The 15,156-nt window shown below is 38.8% G+C and carries 17 protein-coding genes; 8 read left to right on the top strand and 9 right to left on the bottom strand.

Features of this window, described 5'->3' with window-relative positions; translation table 11 throughout:
* The first annotated feature begins 114 nt into the window (after positions 1-114).
* The 5 genes from ACFFIP_RS15035 to ACFFIP_RS15015 all read left to right on the top strand — a co-directional run bounded on the left by ACFFIP_RS15035 (position 115) and on the right by ACFFIP_RS15015 (position 5,509).
* On the top strand, positions 115-774 hold the full coding sequence (locus ACFFIP_RS15035) for an N-acetylmuramoyl-L-alanine amidase (protein WP_382388513.1): 660 nt from the start codon (positions 115-117) through the stop codon (positions 772-774).
* A 6-nt stretch (positions 775-780) separates the two neighbouring features.
* Positions 781-2,475: a glycoside hydrolase family 10-like protein gene (locus tag ACFFIP_RS15030; RefSeq protein WP_382388512.1), complete on the top strand. Its 1,695-nt coding sequence runs from the start codon at positions 781-783 to the stop codon at positions 2,473-2,475.
* Positions 2,472-2,612, top strand: a complete 141-nt coding sequence (locus tag ACFFIP_RS15025) for a hypothetical protein (RefSeq protein ID WP_382388511.1) — start codon at positions 2,472-2,474, stop codon at positions 2,610-2,612. The genes ACFFIP_RS15030 and ACFFIP_RS15025 overlap by 4 nt, the downstream gene beginning before the upstream one ends.
* A complete protein-coding gene (locus tag ACFFIP_RS15020) occupies positions 2,605-3,870 on the top strand; it encodes an AmpG family muropeptide MFS transporter (protein WP_382388510.1) in 1,266 nt (421 codons plus the stop codon). The genes ACFFIP_RS15025 and ACFFIP_RS15020 overlap by 8 nt, the downstream gene beginning before the upstream one ends.
* A 79-nt stretch (positions 3,871-3,949) precedes the next feature.
* Positions 3,950-5,509, top strand: coding sequence for a glycoside hydrolase family 3 protein (locus ACFFIP_RS15015; RefSeq protein WP_382388509.1), 1,560 nt, complete (start codon positions 3,950-3,952; stop codon positions 5,507-5,509).
* A 1-nt stretch (position 5,510) separates the two neighbouring features.
* Here ACFFIP_RS15015 and ACFFIP_RS15010 read toward each other — a convergent pair whose 3' ends face one another.
* Positions 5,511-6,089, bottom strand: coding sequence for a DUF4136 domain-containing protein (locus tag ACFFIP_RS15010; RefSeq protein ID WP_382388508.1), 579 nt, complete (start codon positions 6,087-6,089; stop codon positions 5,511-5,513).
* Positions 6,090-6,288: 199 nt separating this feature from the next.
* Between ACFFIP_RS15010 and ACFFIP_RS15005 the strand changes: the two genes are divergently transcribed.
* Positions 6,289-6,945, top strand: a complete 657-nt coding sequence (locus ACFFIP_RS15005) for a metallophosphoesterase family protein (RefSeq protein WP_382388507.1) — start codon at positions 6,289-6,291, stop codon at positions 6,943-6,945.
* A 35-nt stretch (positions 6,946-6,980) separates the two neighbouring features.
* Here the strand turns inward: ACFFIP_RS15005 and ACFFIP_RS15000 are convergent, their stop codons facing one another.
* The 6 genes from ACFFIP_RS15000 to ACFFIP_RS14975 form a co-directional block, all read right to left on the bottom strand.
* A complete protein-coding gene (locus ACFFIP_RS15000) occupies positions 6,981-8,453 on the bottom strand; it encodes an ATP-binding cassette domain-containing protein (protein WP_382388506.1) in 1,473 nt (490 codons plus the stop codon).
* A gap of 115 nt (positions 8,454-8,568) precedes the next feature.
* Positions 8,569-9,021, bottom strand: coding sequence for a D-aminoacyl-tRNA deacylase (gene dtd / locus ACFFIP_RS14995; RefSeq protein ID WP_382388505.1), 453 nt, complete (start codon positions 9,019-9,021; stop codon positions 8,569-8,571).
* Positions 9,022-9,024: 3 nt separating this feature from the next.
* The gene (locus ACFFIP_RS14990; RefSeq protein ID WP_382388504.1) at positions 9,025-9,741 is read right to left on the bottom strand and encodes a Rossmann-fold NAD(P)-binding domain-containing protein; all 717 of its coding nucleotides are present in this window, start codon (positions 9,739-9,741) and stop codon (positions 9,025-9,027) included.
* A 4-nt stretch (positions 9,742-9,745) separates the two neighbouring features.
* The gene (locus ACFFIP_RS14985) at positions 9,746-10,354 is read right to left on the bottom strand and encodes a thioredoxin family protein (RefSeq protein ID WP_382388503.1); all 609 of its coding nucleotides are present in this window, start codon (positions 10,352-10,354) and stop codon (positions 9,746-9,748) included.
* 33 nt (positions 10,355-10,387) lie between these two features.
* Entirely contained in the window at positions 10,388-10,801 is a 414-nt protein-coding gene (locus ACFFIP_RS14980) for a YkvA family protein (RefSeq protein WP_382388502.1), read from the bottom strand.
* Positions 10,802-10,810: 9 nt separating this feature from the next.
* Entirely contained in the window at positions 10,811-11,332 is a 522-nt protein-coding gene (locus tag ACFFIP_RS14975) for a DUF7935 family protein (RefSeq protein WP_382388501.1), read from the bottom strand.
* 117 nt (positions 11,333-11,449) lie between these two features.
* Between ACFFIP_RS14975 and ACFFIP_RS14970 the strand changes: the two genes are divergently transcribed.
* Positions 11,450-11,770 carry a HesB/IscA family protein gene (locus tag ACFFIP_RS14970; RefSeq protein ID WP_382388500.1) on the top strand — a complete coding sequence of 107 codons (321 nt, stop codon included), beginning with the start codon at positions 11,450-11,452 and terminating at the stop codon, positions 11,768-11,770.
* Between the two features lie 39 nt (positions 11,771-11,809).
* Here ACFFIP_RS14970 and ACFFIP_RS14965 read toward each other — a convergent pair whose 3' ends face one another.
* Together ACFFIP_RS14965 and ACFFIP_RS14960 are read right to left on the bottom strand one after the other, a co-directional pair.
* Positions 11,810-12,298 carry a hypothetical protein gene (locus ACFFIP_RS14965; RefSeq protein ID WP_382388499.1) on the bottom strand — a complete coding sequence of 163 codons (489 nt, stop codon included), beginning with the start codon at positions 12,296-12,298 and terminating at the stop codon, positions 11,810-11,812.
* A gap of 7 nt (positions 12,299-12,305) precedes the next feature.
* Entirely contained in the window at positions 12,306-13,412 is a 1,107-nt protein-coding gene (locus ACFFIP_RS14960; protein ID WP_382388498.1) for a 2Fe-2S iron-sulfur cluster-binding protein, read from the bottom strand.
* Positions 13,413-13,681: 269 nt separating this feature from the next.
* Here ACFFIP_RS14960 and purB point away from each other — a divergent pair, with 269 nt between their 5' ends.
* Entirely contained in the window at positions 13,682-15,028 is a 1,347-nt protein-coding gene (gene purB, locus ACFFIP_RS14955; RefSeq protein WP_382388497.1) for an adenylosuccinate lyase, read from the top strand.
* The last annotated feature ends 128 nt before the right edge of the window (positions 15,029-15,156 follow it).

The following is a 15,156-nucleotide window of genomic DNA, read 5'->3' as shown; positions in this document are numbered from 1 at the left end:
CTGTACCCGGATAGGGTGCCACAAAAAAACTGAATTTTCAGCCTACTGTCTTAGTTGCCTTAAGGCAACTAAGACAGTAGGCTGAAAGAAAGATTAAACCTTAGACACAGTTTAATGAACTATCCCCTTAGGAATTGGGTCCTACTCATTTGCTTAGCCATACAGCTCCCATCTTTTGCCCAAACATTCAGAATTTTTGAAAAACCAATCATATTCAATGAAGAGAGGGAGAAATTATCTTTGGAATATCTTAAAAACAGACATGGGATTGATCAAGAAACTGCCACTATAGTACCCTCTATGGTAGTGGTGCATTGGACTGCTGTACCTACACTCGAAACCACTTTTGACGTATTCAATCCTGTCCATCTGGGAGGAAGACCAGAATTGACTTCTGCGAGCAATCTGAACGTATCCGCACATTTCCTAGTGGATAGAGATGGTACTATTTTTCGTCTTTTGCCTGACACTACTTTTGCAAGGCATACTATTGGACTGAACTATACCGCCATTGGCATCGAAAATATCGGTGGGCCGGACGCGCCCTTGACCAAAGCCCAGCTTAAAGCCAATGCAGAACTGATCCGGTACCTTCACAAAAAACATCAGCTGGCTTATGTGATCGGCCATCATGAATATTATGCCTTTCAGGGAACTGATATCTGGAAAGAAACAGATCCAGATTATCTCACCCAAAAACAAGACCCTGGAGACAGGTTTATGAAAAAACTGAGAAAAAAACTTGCAGACCTAAACTTTAAAAGCAAACCCTAAGTTCATATGAAATTAAATTTTTCTTGGAATAGCACATTTATAAGCATCCTAACGGTTCTTCTGATTTCCTCATTTATTCTGTCCTGTAAAACTGTAGAACAAACAACTTCCGGAGAATCAGCTTGGGAAGAAACCACAGTCCTTGGTGATGATGGAGATGACAGTAAGTATTTAGGAAAAACATATTCCAACTCTAAAAGAACTTTTTATTACAGGACCATCGAAACAGAACTACCAAAAACCCCAAGAGAGTTTAGGGGTGTCTGGATAGCCACTGTGGCTAATATTGACTGGCCCACCTCACCTAATGATCCTTATTCGAAGCAAAAGGAAGACTTTATCAAATTACTTGACTATTACCAGTCCTTAAATTTTAACACGGTCATAGTTCAGATTAGGACAGCAGGTGATGCTTTATACCCTTCCAACTTTGCTCCTTGGTCGCGCTACCTGACCGGAAAAGAAGGTCTTAAACCCAATACTACTGAAGACCCGCTTTCGTGGATGATTCTTGAAGCGCACAGAAGAGGAATGGAATTCCATGCCTGGCTGAATCCTTTTAGAGCCACCATGAATCTGGACACCGAACAACTCAGTAAGGAACATGACTATTTCAAATATCCGAATTGGATGGTGAAATATGATACCAAATATTATTACAATCCCGGGTTACCCGAAGTGCGCTCCCATTTGGTCAATATCATCAGAGAGGTAGTCCGCAATTACAATATTGATGGAATCCATTTTGATGATTATTTCTATCCTTATAAAGTCAATAACCTGGATTTTGACGATGAAGCAAGCTTCAAAAGACTGGCAAGACCTGGACAGGCCAAAGATGATTGGAGAAGAGAAAATGTCAATTTGCTTGTTTGGGAAGTGAATGAACTGATCAAAAAGGAAAAGCCTTGGGTGCAGTTTGGCATCTCTCCTTTTGGAGTATGGAGAAATAAGGAAAAGGATCCCAACGGTTCAAATACCCGGGCTGGTCAGACCAATTATGACGATCTGTATGCAGACGTACAACATTGGATGAAAAACGGATGGATAGACTACCTGATTCCTCAGGTTTATTGGAGCATGGATTTCGAACCTGCTGCTTATAGGGAATTGACGGATTGGTGGTCTAAAAACCATCATAATACGAAAATTTATATTGGAAATGGTCCTTATAAAATCCGTGACAATGCTGATAAAGCCTGGGACAACCCTATGGAAATCCCCAATCAGATCAGCCTTTCCAAGACAACTCCTAATATATATGGAAATGCTTTCTTTAGTGCCAAATCCATGTACCTCAAAAATCAGGATGTGGCTTCACTGATTAAAGAACAACATTTCCAATATCCTGTTTTACCACCGGTTGCCAACCGTAAAGTTTACCCAGCTCCAGGAATCAATAGACCGAATATGATTTTGCACGGAGATGGCTATGCCTTCCAGTTTAAAGAAGTCATCAAAGCAGATTACCGATTTGCCGTAATCTACACCGCTCCGACACTCAAAGATTTACAGAACAGGGAAGAAAAAACAAGGTTTCAGAAAGTCTATTTGGATGACAACGACAGGTTTGTTGTCCCAATTCTACCCAAAAACAACCAAAAATACATCGCTTTGAGTTTCGTGGACCGATATGGGGTAGAAACCGCTCCGATGATTTTCAAAATTCAAAGTAAAGTTATCCTACCGGCAGAAGAATGAAAGAAATGGGCTTTGCTTATGCGATCATCGGTGGTGTCGGGACGGAAGATTACTACAAAAAAGCAATAGGTGCTTCTATTATTGAAGGCTCGGAGGTAAGTATTTATGAAAATCTTTTAAGGAAAAACCATGAGTAAAAATCACAATCCCTGGCTATGGGTTCCGCCTTTGTATTTGACAGAAGGCATTCCATATGTACTGATTATTACGGTATCCGTCATCATGTACAAGAACCTTGGGATTGACAATTCAGATATTGGACTATACACAAGTTTTCTTTACTTACCGTGGGTCATCAAACCCCTTTGGAGTCCTTTGGTAGACCTTTACAGCACCAAAAGAAAATGGTTCCTGGGTATGCAGTTGCTTTTATCTTTGGCGTTTTTGGGGGTTGGACTTGTTTTGCCCACCAGCCATTTTTTTGTATTGAGCTTGGCCTTGTTTTGGGTGGCCTGTTTTGCCTCTGCGACAAATGACATTGCATCAGATGGATTTTATCTTTTGGCACTAAAAGAAGATCAACAATCCTTTTTCATTGGTCTGAGAAGTACTTTTTACCGGGTAGCTATGGTAACAGGCCAAGGAGGCATAGTGATATTAGCAGGGTATTTAGAAACAAGAATTGGAGATAATTCGAAAGCTTGGTCGCTGACCATGGTTGTAGTAGCGGGTTTGATGTTTCTACTGACCTTGATCAATTTCTTCGTCACGCCCAATGTTGAAAAGGATAAAGGTTACAAAAAAGCTGATTCCCTTACATTCTCTAAAGTATTTGTTTCCTTTTTCCGGAAGAAGGAGATCTGGGTAGCATTGGCATTTATACTTTTTTACAGACTTGGAGAGTCCCAGTTGGTCAAAATGGCCTCCCCTTTTTTGTTGGACAGCAAAGCTGATGGAGGCCTAGCACTGAGCACCAGTGATGTTGGCCTGATTTATGGCACCTTTGGAGTTATAGCTCTTTCCCTCGGGGGCATTATTGGGGGCTTGGTCATTTCAAGAGATGGTCTTGGAAAATGGTTATTCCCTATGATTTTGGCTCTCAATGTACCTAATTTCTTTTACTACCTTTTAGCCTATTTTCAACCCGAATCCGCTTTTTATGCAGGATTTGTAGTAGTCATTGAACAATTGGGATACGGATTTGGCTTTGCTGCCTTTATGATGTACCTTATTTATGTTTCTGAGGGCCCATCAAAAACTTCTCATTACGCAATTGCTACGGGCTTTATGGCATTGGGCATGATGCTTCCCGGTATGATTTCTGGTTATGTGCAGGAATGGTTGGGCTATGAAGGGTTTTTTATCTGGGTAGTACTTGCTGCAATTCCAGGAATATTGATGGTAAAATATGTAAACTTTCCTTCAGACTACGGAAAGAAAAAAGAAAACAAATAATCCAAATACGCCATATTTGTATTGGCTAAAGTGCCCCCTTATTTGATTAGAGTGCCCTGACTTAAACACAAAGACGATCATGAACCTCAAGGAAAAAATAGGCCAGTTTTTCTCGCCTGCAGCTTTTATCCATGACACTGAAGACAATATTCAGGCCATGGAACAACTGATTCAAAAGCATCATTTAGGAGGAATCACTTTTTTCCATAGTAGACACTCAGCAGCTGCCAATTTTGAAAAAAGACAGGAAAAACTCGATTACTCAAATACCCTTGAAAAGCTATTGGTACAGATCAATCGGTATCAAAAAATATCCAAAACCCCTTTACTCATCAGTATTGATGCAGAATACGGCTTGGCAATGCGAATTGAAGAAACTCCCCAGTATCCTTACGCCATTAGCCTAGGGGCAATTTCAGTTGAAAATGCTGATTTGGTGGAAAAAGTAGGTTACCGAATAGGAAAAGATTTAAAAAGCTGTGGAATCCACCTCAATTTTGCTCCTGTAGCGGACATCAATTCAAACCCAAACAACCCAGTTATAGGTTACAGGTCTTTTGGTACAGATAAGGAAAAAGTCAGCAAATTTGCTTTGGCTATGTATAAAGGCATGGAAAAAGCAGGAATTGGCGCTTGTTATAAGCATTTTCCAGGACATGGTGATACCGATGTGGATTCCCATCTTGGTCTGCCCTTCCTCCATAAATCCAAAAGAGAACTCTTAGAGGAGGAACTCTACCCTTTCATACAAGGGATTCAAGCTGGGGTTGATACAATAATGGTCGGTCATCTGGCAGCGCCGGCATTATCTGCAGGTAAAAACATTCCGGCTTCGATTTCCAGGGAAGTTATTACAGATCTACTAAGAAAGGAACTTGGTTTTGAAGGAATTGTGGTTTCGGATGCCCTAAACATGAAAAGCGTAAGTGACATGTTCCCTGAACCTGGAAGACTAGAACTGGAGGCTTTTTTGGCAGGTAATGATCTTTTATGTTTTTCTGAACATGTTGCAGAGGGTATTGAAATGATTTCCCAAAAAGGAGAAATCAGTCAAATTGATAAATCTTTTGAAAGAATAATGAGCTTGAAAGAAAAGCTTGGAATAAAAAATACAGTGCTTACAAAGCATGTCCATTTTGATTGGGAAAGTCATGATAAGCTCAATGAAAAATTAGCCATGCATTACATTTCTACCATCTCCAAAAACAAAGATACTGACATTTTCAATTGTCGATCTTTTGCCAAGGTTTCGGTGTTTTCACCATTATTCAATCCCTTTTTCACAGAAATAGACAATTATCAAAGCACTCCCTCTTTTGAAATCAATACTATCCATGACATGGCATGGGAAGATATCAAACAATTTGAAAACCTTCTCATAGCACTTTACATCCCTTCAGTCAAACCAGTTAATAATTTTGGCCTTGACCTTAAAGTGATGGAAGGCCTTGGAGAATTGCTCAAAAGCAAAAATTGTCAGCTTTATGTGTTCGGAAATCCTTTGGCTTTAAAATGGCTTCCCAATCAAGGGCATGCTGTTAAAATCACCTGTGCTTTTCAGGATTTTGAGCCAGTACAAATGAAAGCCGGCTTAAATTACCTTGATGAAATGGATGCAGAAGGCAAATTTCAGCTTTGATTTAATTCCTGGTCAATATCCTGAATTGATCCATGACACGATATGTGGCTCTGGTCAGTTCTCTTTGAGAATCGGAAGATAACAAATCGAAGCTAGCAGCAGTATAACCTTGCCATATGGTGTTGCCTCTTTTATTGTCTATCACAAATATGACCAACATACCGTTGTTTTCTACATATTTGACCTTTTTATAATTTTCGTCCTTTTCCCTATCATCACTTTCCATCACTTTCTCCATATCTACATTTTCACTCCGCCTGTCCAGCCAAAAATCAAAATTAGGCTGATCATATCCCCTATACTTGACCGGGTCCTGGAAAATCTTATAATTGATCAGTAAATCCGGTTTTTCGTCCTCAAACCGGAAACCCTGAGAACCCAAGCGTGTAGAAATCGTATTTTCAATAGTCTGGTAATAATCAAGGGAATCACTGGGAAAAGGATTTCCAACAAACCCAAAAGTTTTGTAACGCTTGAAATTACCTGAATAATTGAAATCATACTCTGCGATATAATCCCTTTGACTCATGCAAGCAGACATAATCAAGAGCGCAGCAAATAGAATGATGGATGTTTTCATAAATCAACAAGTTTAAAAGTGGTAAATAAGACTTCGATTGACTTTTCACTTTATGGTAACATTTGATAAAAAATAATGTTTTCCATTAAAGCTGATTTTCAATTAATTATAACAATTTTAACCCCGAAAACCAAGAAAAATAAATCCTTTTTAACTTCGGGAAATAGATATATAGACAAAATTTGACATATTTTCAAACATGAATTTATTTGTTATCGGTGATGTCCACGGTTGCTTTCATACATTTCTGAAACTTTTGGAAAGGTGGGATCCAAAAACCGAAAAACTCATTCAGGTTGGTGACCTAGTAGATCGGGGCAATTTCTCTCCAATGGCGCTCAGATTAGCTTTTGAACTTCAACTCGCTTTTAAGAGTCAAACTGTGTTTCTAATGGGCAACCATGAAAGCATGATGATAAAATTCCTTCAGGGGCTTGATTTTTCGAACCATTGGGGGATGAATGGAGGAAATCAAACACTCCTACAATTTGAAAGGGATAATAAGGATCCTATGGATTATTTGGATTGGTTAAAAAACATGCCTTTATTCTGGGAAAATAAAAATGTTTATATTTCCCATGCTGGGCTAAACACAAATGCAAGAAATCCATTTGACCCTCAGGACAAATACAGTTTGTTGTGGAATAGACAGCCTTTACAAAACATCGGAAAGCTTCAAATCATCGGACACACCCCACAACTGGATGGAAATGCTAAATACCATGAACATGGTAATTATTGGAATATTGACACCGCCGCAGCTGGAGGTATGTATCTTACAGGAATTAAACTGAAAAGAGATGGGGCATTGATAGAGATTATCTCCGTTCCAACAGACATGAGAGATTTGAGATAACTTAAAGCTTTTTAGATATGACACAATTAAGTTTTTCACAATTGAAAAACCTTATTGACTGCTTTTGGAACATCTTCCTGATAATGGCTTACATAGATCAACGTTAAATGTGTTATGTAGCATACCTGATCGATGATTCTCTTGAATAAAGCCCGCTGATATTCATCCATTCCTTGGGAGGCTTCATCCAAAACCAACAAGGAAGGTCTCTTGATCAAGGCCCTGGCCAACAAAACAAACCTCTGCTCTTCCAATGTAACTTGTTTAAACAATTTATGCGCTAGTTTTTCCAGACCAAATAGCTGAAGCCAATTTATCGCTAACTCTTCCTGCTCATCTGTATTCTTCCTGAATAAACCCATGGTATCAAACAAACCTGAAAGTACCACCTTTAAACAAGTTTGATTGGCCGGAAAAAACCTGGATAATTCTGGAGCAACAAAACCAATGTTCTGCTTGATATCCCAAATACTCTCTCCAGACCCTCTTTTTCTTCCAAACAACCAAATATCATTGGCATAGGCTTGGGGATTTTCACCAATAATCAAACTGATCAAGGTAGATTTACCCTTTCCATTTTCTCCTTTCAACACCCATTTTTCACCCGGTAGCACTGTCCAATTGACCCTGTCCAAAATCACCTTTTCTCCGTACTTCACAGTCACATTTCTAAGGTCTACAATAGGGCTGGCATAAACCTTTTCATTTTTCAAAAGTAATTGTGCTAAAATATTCTGGTCAATGCCCATTATTCCCTGCTCATCCTCTTGTTGGAGATCAAAACCTTTCCTGGGACAAACTTTAATGATCTTTTTTTCCCCCAGAACTGCCACATGGCTAACACTTTCAGGAATTTCGTGGCGATGGGTGGTCATCATTAGGTGAATTCCAGATCCAATAATCTGCTTGATCACAGTATCAAAACTTTCTCTGGTTTTAGCATCAAGGCCAGTCAAGGGTTGATCCAATAGTAAAACACTGGGGTTTTTCATCAAAGCCACTCCGATGGCCAGTCTCCTGGTTTCTCCATTTGACAACTTGATCAGCGATTTATGCTTTAAGGTCTCAAGCCTCATGAGTTGAAGCACTTTTTCAAGTGTCCATTTACCTGGGTTATGCTGAGGAACGTTTCTGAGATATTCCAGAACTGTGGAAGTTTCCTCAGACTCCATAGAATTGAAGCGTTGTTGGTAATAAAAATTCTGGATGTTGGATTTATTTCTAAAAGTATATTGCTGGGAAACAGTAGCAATCAAATCCCTAAAAGAGTTCACCTTTCCAAGGTTTGACATTTCCTTTTGATACGCCTCGGCAAAAGGTCTGACCACCTCCCCTTTGGTGACCAAAGTTTTTCCCATTATTGTTTCCAAAAAAGTAGTTTGCTCAGCACCTGACCTTCCAATAATCGCCCAATACTGACCCTGCTCCCATTCAAAATCTAATTCCTCAAAAACAACTTTATCAAGATGTCTGATCGTGGCATTACAAATGGAAAGAATCTTTGTCATCTCAGCATCTTTTAAAAACCCCTCACAAAACTGGAATTTGGTTATTAGTGATTGGTTATTAGTGATTAGTGATTAGTGATTGGTGATTGATTATTGGTAATTAGTAATTGGTAATTTACACCCTATTCTTACTATCAATAATGATCGTCACCGGTCCATCATTCACCAAAGACACTTTCATATCAGCGCCAAATTCTCCAGTTTCAATTTTCTTATCCAATTCCTGTTCAAGTGCCAATATGAATTTTTCATACATCGGAATGGCAAAATCAGGTTTAGCAGCTTTGATATAGGAAGGTCTATTGCCTTTTTTGGTACTCGCATGAAGGGTAAATTGGGAAATCAAGAGAATATCACCACCTGCATCCTGAATATTTTTATTCATGACTCCATTCTCATCTGGGAATATCCTAAGGTTCACTATTTTCTTACTCAACCATTCAATATCTTCATTTGTATCCGCATCTTCTATTCCCAACAACACCATCAAACCTAAACTTATCTGTCCTTTGATAACGCCATCAATCTTAACAGCGGATTCGGAAACTCTTTGTATAACTGCAATCATCACTTAATAATTCTGCATTTCTTTGGATGGAATTACCTCTACTTTCTTGTAAGTCAATTGATTGGCATAAGAGATCATTGCCTTTGCGACCTGATAATCATGAATAGGTCTGTATTTTTTTGCCAGTTTGAGCCATACCAAAGGTTTGGTGACAATTTTCGCTACTTCCTCCCCAAACCTGAATTCTCTTCTATTCCCTAATAACAATGAAGGCTGAAACAAGCCCAGATAATCAAATGGAATTACCTTTAAGTCCTCTTCCACTTCACCCTTCACCTTGTTATAGAAAATTGAAGATTGGGGATTTGCACCCATTGCAGACACATATAAAAATTTACTCGCTCCTAAACCGAATGTCCAACGGGCAAAATTCAGCACGTAATCATGGTCAACTTCGTAAAATTTTGCCTGACTGCCGGCAGTCTTAATGGTTGTCCCCAAAGAACAAAATGCATGTATTTCCGCTTTTCTGTTCTGTATAGCTTCTACCAAAGGGAACATTATCCCTCCCAAGTCTTCAGATCTCAATTTAGCCTCAAGATCCCATTCTTCCAGTTTGGTCAAGTCACCTTCAACCTGTACTAATTTGGAATGCTTGAGGGTTAATTTTCTCCTGCCTACAGACACCACCATATCATAGGTGCTGTCTTTGATCAACTGATGCATCAGCTGCATGCCGATCAGCCCTGAAGTACCTGAAATAAAAGCTATTTTTTTCATAGGGTTATAACAAATCAATCAACTCAGCATCCAAATTACTGTTTTTATCCTTAGCATACCAAAGATGAACTGATTCCACAAACTTTTCAAATGAAACACCTTGAGGATCCATTTTATAATCCATAAACATTTCCTGTAAAACCCTTGGTCGTGGCCCCCATTGAAACAGCTCCTCTTTGAATTCTTCATCGAAGGCTACCAGTTTTGGTATGCCTCTCACATTCTTCCCAAACAAATAATCCATCCAATCAGGGTTTTCATCTCGTAACAGGATTTTGATCGAAATCTTTTGATTATAAGATGCTGCCTTGACAATATAAGGCATTGTCTGTGCTGCATCTCCGCACCAAGGCTCTGTAAAGATTATCCATGTCTGAGCTTGGGAAATGGCTTGTATTTTGGCTTTTAAAGATTCACTGACTACGGTAGTTTTATCCCAGCGATTCATTCTTTGCAGGTTTATGCGCGTATATTCCTGCATTGCTTCAGACTGATCCTCTCCGGTCGTCCTACCTTCTTTAATCAATCTTTGGGTAAATTGTTTGTACTCTTCATAAGTGTAGGCAGAAGCAACGAGTTCCAACAAGGGTATTTCGGGCAATAATAATTCCATATTCCAAATAGTATGGAAATGAAACAGGTCAGCTCAATTCTTGGTTCGCTCCCACTCCAAAAAATCCTCAACTTCATGCTTAACAGCACTAAAAATAGCCACTAAAACAGACAGGTCATCAGTGAAACCAATCAACGGGAGAAAATCAGGGATAATATCAATCGGCGTCACAAAATAGACCAAGCCCAATACAATCAAGCCTAATGTTTTTTTGGAGACCTTAAACTGCCCCATTCTATGCGCCTGTATCATCCTTTTAAAAATCAAGATGGGTTCAAGTGCAGACTGAACCTTTGGGTTATGTGCTACTGCATCCAACCTATCTTTCACTTGACTGATCAACTGTTGGAGTTTACCATCTTCCCCCAACATACTGTTGGCATTGTCTTGATAGAGAATTTTTGCTTTGGACAAAAAATCCACTGATTTATCTCTAAAGGTTCCCATGCTTTCCAGTTAAAAGAAAACTCTTATTTCGTCTTTAACGTTTTTCAAGGCCTGTTGAATCACATCGTTTTTTTGATCTAAGGACAATTGGAATATTTTTTTGGCCAGATCAATACCCCTTGATTCTTCGTGCATGTCCTGCATGGCTGTATTGACCAAGGTAATCACGCTTTCTACTCCTCTCCTGACACTTTCCCATGTTTCATCAGTGAAGTATACCTGCTGTGAAAGATTATGATTAAACTCCTCACGGACCTCGTATAATAGTGTACTGTACAAATCTCTTGCCGAGTATTCAGGACTATTGACCCTTCTGACAAGATTATTGGGGGTAATGCGCTCCAAAAGCAAACACAGCCTCTCCCCAGCTTGCAACCTGATGGGCAAAATGGTCTGTGAATTCTGGGTCTTCAGGTCCACCACCATTTTCTCCCTTTCCTTTTTAAGAAAAGACATGACCGTTAAATACATGCCATAAATCACCAATCCTGCGGGTAAAACTATTTTCAATAAATCTGCTACGAATTCCATATTGATCTTGATTATGTTCCGAATATCTAAAAATATTAGATGGGATAAAAACTTTGAGTTTTCATATTTTTTCAAAGTAAATTTGAACCTATAAATCCAATTCGTCATTTACTAGACATGCTAGTTCCTATACAAATTACCGAAAAGGCCCAAAAAGAGATCAAAAATATCATTGCCAACAAAAACATCCCCAAGGATTATTCACTCCGTGTGGGTGTCAAAGGCGGAGGTTGTGGGGGCATGTCCTACCTTTTAGGATTTGACAAACCAAAAGAGGGAGATCAACAGTTTGAAATCGAAGGCATTCCTGTCCTGATTGAGAAAAAACACTATATGTTTTTGATGGGTATGCAGGTAGATTTCTATGAAGGAAATGATGCTCGTGGATTTACATTTATTAACCCTGACCTTCCCAAAAGACATGACCAGCAGTCTTAATGGTCTCATTTTCCCTTAAGCCTAGAAATTTAAAACACCTTACCCTCTTATTTTCAATCGTTCAATTTCTTCTTTTTCTTGACCTTTAAGTCTCAACAAACGAACTATCCTGTCAGGAGAAGGCTTGCCAAGTGATGAAAAGACAAGGGTTATCGCAAATGCGATGGTAAAGCCAGGGTCTTCAAAAAACAACAATCCAAGAGAACACAATATACCTGAAGTAAAAAGGATCCAAAACCTTCTCATGGTAGCACCCGCATATAGGTTTACTTTTTCAATTAAATCATAATTTCCGGTTATGATTTTTTTTATGGTGTTATGAAAAATGAAATAGTGGAATGCTAATAGGGCATAGACAAGGGCCAATCCAAATGTATTCAAAAACAAAGGCAACTGTGGCACATCCAATGATACCGTACCGTTTTGGTTAAAAAGGTAGGCTATCGCAAAAAAAGGAAGAGGAATGGCGATTAAAATCAGCACATTCCTTTCCAAGTCCAAATATGTTTTTTTTAAAATATTTTCCAAGATCCTATTATTCAATAATTACTTTAACATCTCCACTTGCAGGTTTTGAGGAACAGCACAAAATAAAACCTTCTTCTATCTCACTGGCACTCAGCCCAGCATCTTCTATCATATCTACTTTTCCAGAAAGTAATCTGCCTCTGCAAGCTGTACATAAACCACTCTGGCAGCTATACGGCATATCCACATCATGATCCAAACCCGCTTCAAGAATTGTCTTGCCTGCAGGAACTTCAAAATGATAGGTTTCACCATCCATAAGCACTTCCACTTCCCTGGTCAATTCAGGAGACAATTTCCCTGCTGCCTTTAGCTCTTCTTCCTTGGCGGCAATATCTGTATAGAAACTTTCTTTGTGAATGTCTTTACTATTAACCCCCATTTGCTCCAAGGTGTCCACACTCAAATTCATTAATCCTTCGGGACCACAAACAAAATACAGACTGGACTCAAGCTCAGGATAAGATATGCTTTGCAAAGTATCTTTGATTTTTTTTGCATCTAATCTTCCCCTTAAACCTGACCACTGTGCAGAAGGCTGACTGAGATTATGTACCACCATTAGCCTGCCATCATACTTTTCTTCCAGTTTTTCCAATTCATTCTTGAAAATAATCTGATCTTCGGATCTACTACAATACAGTAGAGTGACTTTGGAATGAGGTTCATTGATCAACACAGACTTGGTTATCCCCATGATTGGAGTAATACCGCTTCCACCTGCAATCATGACAAAATGCCTTTTATTTTGGGAATGGAATTCTGCGGTGAAGTTCCCCAGAGGCTTCATAATTTCGACTGTTTTTCCTGGCCTGATATGGTCATTGAGGTAGTTGGAAACCAGTCCATTATCTACCCTTTTGACTGTAATCCCCGGATGAGGATCTATAAATGGAGAAGTGCAAAGACTATAGGATCTTCTTTGTTCTTTACCGTTAAGATCCAAAATAACCGTCAAATATTGACCTGGTTTGTAATCGAGATAAGGTTCCGGCTGTTCAAAAAATATTGTTACTGTATCTGGGGTTTCTTTTACCACTTCCCTAACTTTTAGAGACAGGTATTGACTTCCCTTGCTCTCTTCGTCTTTTTTCTTCCTGAATAAGTTAAACATTCTTATCTATAAGTATTTAATTACCTCTGTTGCTAAGTAGTCTCAAAATTAAGATACGATTCTCAATTTTATCACTTCGGCTGGGATTATTATCCAGGTAAACAACAAATAATTGAAAAACAAGTTCAAACCTTTATTCCCCAGGTTTGCTGAGTTTTTCGAAGTATTGTTTCCCATACTTCATTCAACCATATTTAATTACCTGAGTTAATCAGGTTTTTCCACCGTAAAACTTAACTTTGCAGACTTAAACCAAAAACCTGATCAACATGATGCTGACCCATCTGACAGCCGTAAGTTCCGTAGACGGTAGGTATGGACCCAAAACTGCTTCTCTAAGAAATTATTTTTCTGAATTTGCCCTGATCAAGTACAGGGTGCATGTAGAAATTGAATATTTCATAGCCCTTTGCGAGCTTCCTTTACCTCAATTGGAAAGTTTTGACCCTGCAAACTTTTCAAAATTAAGAGAGATTACCTCTGGTTTTGGCTTTGATGATGCTGAAACAATCAAAGATACCGAAAAAGTCACCAACCACGATGTGAAGGCAGTAGAGTATTTTATCAAAGAAAAGTTTGATGAACTGCATCTTGAAGAATATAAAGAATTCATTCACTTTGGACTGACCTCCCAAGACATCAACAATACTGCAACACCATTAATGCTCAAAGATGGTTTGGAAAATGTGATCTTCCCAGCATTACAGGAAGTGATCAATAAATTAAAAAATAAAGCAGAAGAATGGAAGGATATTGCCATGCTTGCCAAAACACATGGACAGCCTGCATCTCCCACCCGTTTGGGAAAGGAGATTCAAGTGTTCATTACACGATTGGAAAAGCAATTGGAACTATTGCATCAAGTGCCGTATTCCGCAAAATTTGGGGGTGCTACCGGCAATATGAATGCGCACCATGTTGCTTATCCAGGTTTTGACTGGAATAGTTTTGCAGACAATTTTGTTTCTAAGTATTTAGGCCTTGAAAGAAGTTATCCAACCACTCAAATCGAGCATTACGATAATCTTGCTGCATGCTTTGACGGCTTAAAAAGAATCAACACTATACTTTTGGATTTGTCAAAAGATGTTTGGCAATATGTGGCCATGAATTATTTCAAACAGAAAATCAAAGCTGGAGAAATTGGTTCATCAGCCATGCCACATAAAGTGAATCCCATCGATTTTGAAAATGCAGAGGGAAACCTCGGAATCGCCAATGCTCTATTGGAACATTTAGCAGCAAAGTTACCCATCAGCCGCCTACAGAGAGACCTTACTGACAGTACTGTTCTGCGGGTAATTGGCGTACCTTTGGCACATATGCTGATTTCTTTGGAATCCTTGAATAAGGGACTTGGAAAGTTAGAGTTGAATAAGCAAGCGATTGATGTTGATCTTGAAGAAAACTGGGCTGTAGTAGCGGAAGCAATTCAGACTATCCTGAGAAGGGAAGGGTATCCAAAGCCTTATGAGGCACTTAAAGATCTGACAAGAACCAATGAAAAAATCACGGAGGTTTCCATTAAAAAATTCATCGATGGCCTTCAGGTTTCAGATACTATTAAAGAAGAATTGAAAAACATTTCACCTTTCAATTACACTGGTATATATTAATGAATTGCCCATCAAAATCTTATCCTACTTTATGTAAATCAAACATGAAGTAGGATTTTTTTATGTCATTTTTTTAAACGGCGAATTCAGATATAATTAAAAAGTTTATTTTAGCCATAAGAAAAATT

Origin of the sequence: Fontibacter flavus (assembly GCF_042432905.1) — a bacterium.
In the GTDB taxonomy this organism is placed as follows: domain Bacteria; phylum Bacteroidota; class Bacteroidia; order Cytophagales; family Cyclobacteriaceae; genus Fontibacter; species Fontibacter flavus.
Note: the sequence above shows the minus strand (reverse complement) of the source record. Positions and strands in the feature narration are given on the sequence as shown.

Coding starts and splice junctions, on each gene's coding strand:
- ACFFIP_RS15035 (WP_382388513.1), top strand. CDS start 115: ATGAACTATCCCCTTAGGAATTGGGTCCTACTCATTTGCTTAGCCATA.
- ACFFIP_RS15030 (WP_382388512.1), top strand. CDS start 781: ATGAAATTAAATTTTTCTTGGAATAGCACATTTATAAGCATCCTAACG.
- ACFFIP_RS15025 (WP_382388511.1), top strand. CDS start 2,472: ATGAAAGAAATGGGCTTTGCTTATGCGATCATCGGTGGTGTCGGGACG.
- ACFFIP_RS15020 (WP_382388510.1), top strand. CDS start 2,605: ATGAGTAAAAATCACAATCCCTGGCTATGGGTTCCGCCTTTGTATTTG.
- ACFFIP_RS15015 (WP_382388509.1), top strand. CDS start 3,950: ATGAACCTCAAGGAAAAAATAGGCCAGTTTTTCTCGCCTGCAGCTTTT.
- ACFFIP_RS15010 (WP_382388508.1), bottom strand. CDS start 6,089: ATGAAAACATCCATCATTCTATTTGCTGCGCTCTTGATTATGTCTGCT.
- ACFFIP_RS15005 (WP_382388507.1), top strand. CDS start 6,289: ATGAATTTATTTGTTATCGGTGATGTCCACGGTTGCTTTCATACATTT.
- ACFFIP_RS15000 (WP_382388506.1), bottom strand. CDS start 8,453: ATGACAAAGATTCTTTCCATTTGTAATGCCACGATCAGACATCTTGAT.
- dtd (WP_382388505.1), bottom strand. CDS start 9,021: ATGATTGCAGTTATACAAAGAGTTTCCGAATCCGCTGTTAAGATTGAT.
- ACFFIP_RS14990 (WP_382388504.1), bottom strand. CDS start 9,741: ATGAAAAAAATAGCTTTTATTTCAGGTACTTCAGGGCTGATCGGCATG.
- ACFFIP_RS14985 (WP_382388503.1), bottom strand. CDS start 10,354: ATGGAATTATTATTGCCCGAAATACCCTTGTTGGAACTCGTTGCTTCT.
- ACFFIP_RS14980 (WP_382388502.1), bottom strand. CDS start 10,801: ATGGGAACCTTTAGAGATAAATCAGTGGATTTTTTGTCCAAAGCAAAA.
- ACFFIP_RS14975 (WP_382388501.1), bottom strand. CDS start 11,332: ATGGAATTCGTAGCAGATTTATTGAAAATAGTTTTACCCGCAGGATTG.
- ACFFIP_RS14970 (WP_382388500.1), top strand. CDS start 11,450: ATGCTAGTTCCTATACAAATTACCGAAAAGGCCCAAAAAGAGATCAAA.
- ACFFIP_RS14960 (WP_382388498.1), bottom strand. CDS start 13,412: ATGTTTAACTTATTCAGGAAGAAAAAAGACGAAGAGAGCAAGGGAAGT.
- purB (WP_382388497.1), top strand. CDS start 13,682: ATGATGCTGACCCATCTGACAGCCGTAAGTTCCGTAGACGGTAGGTAT.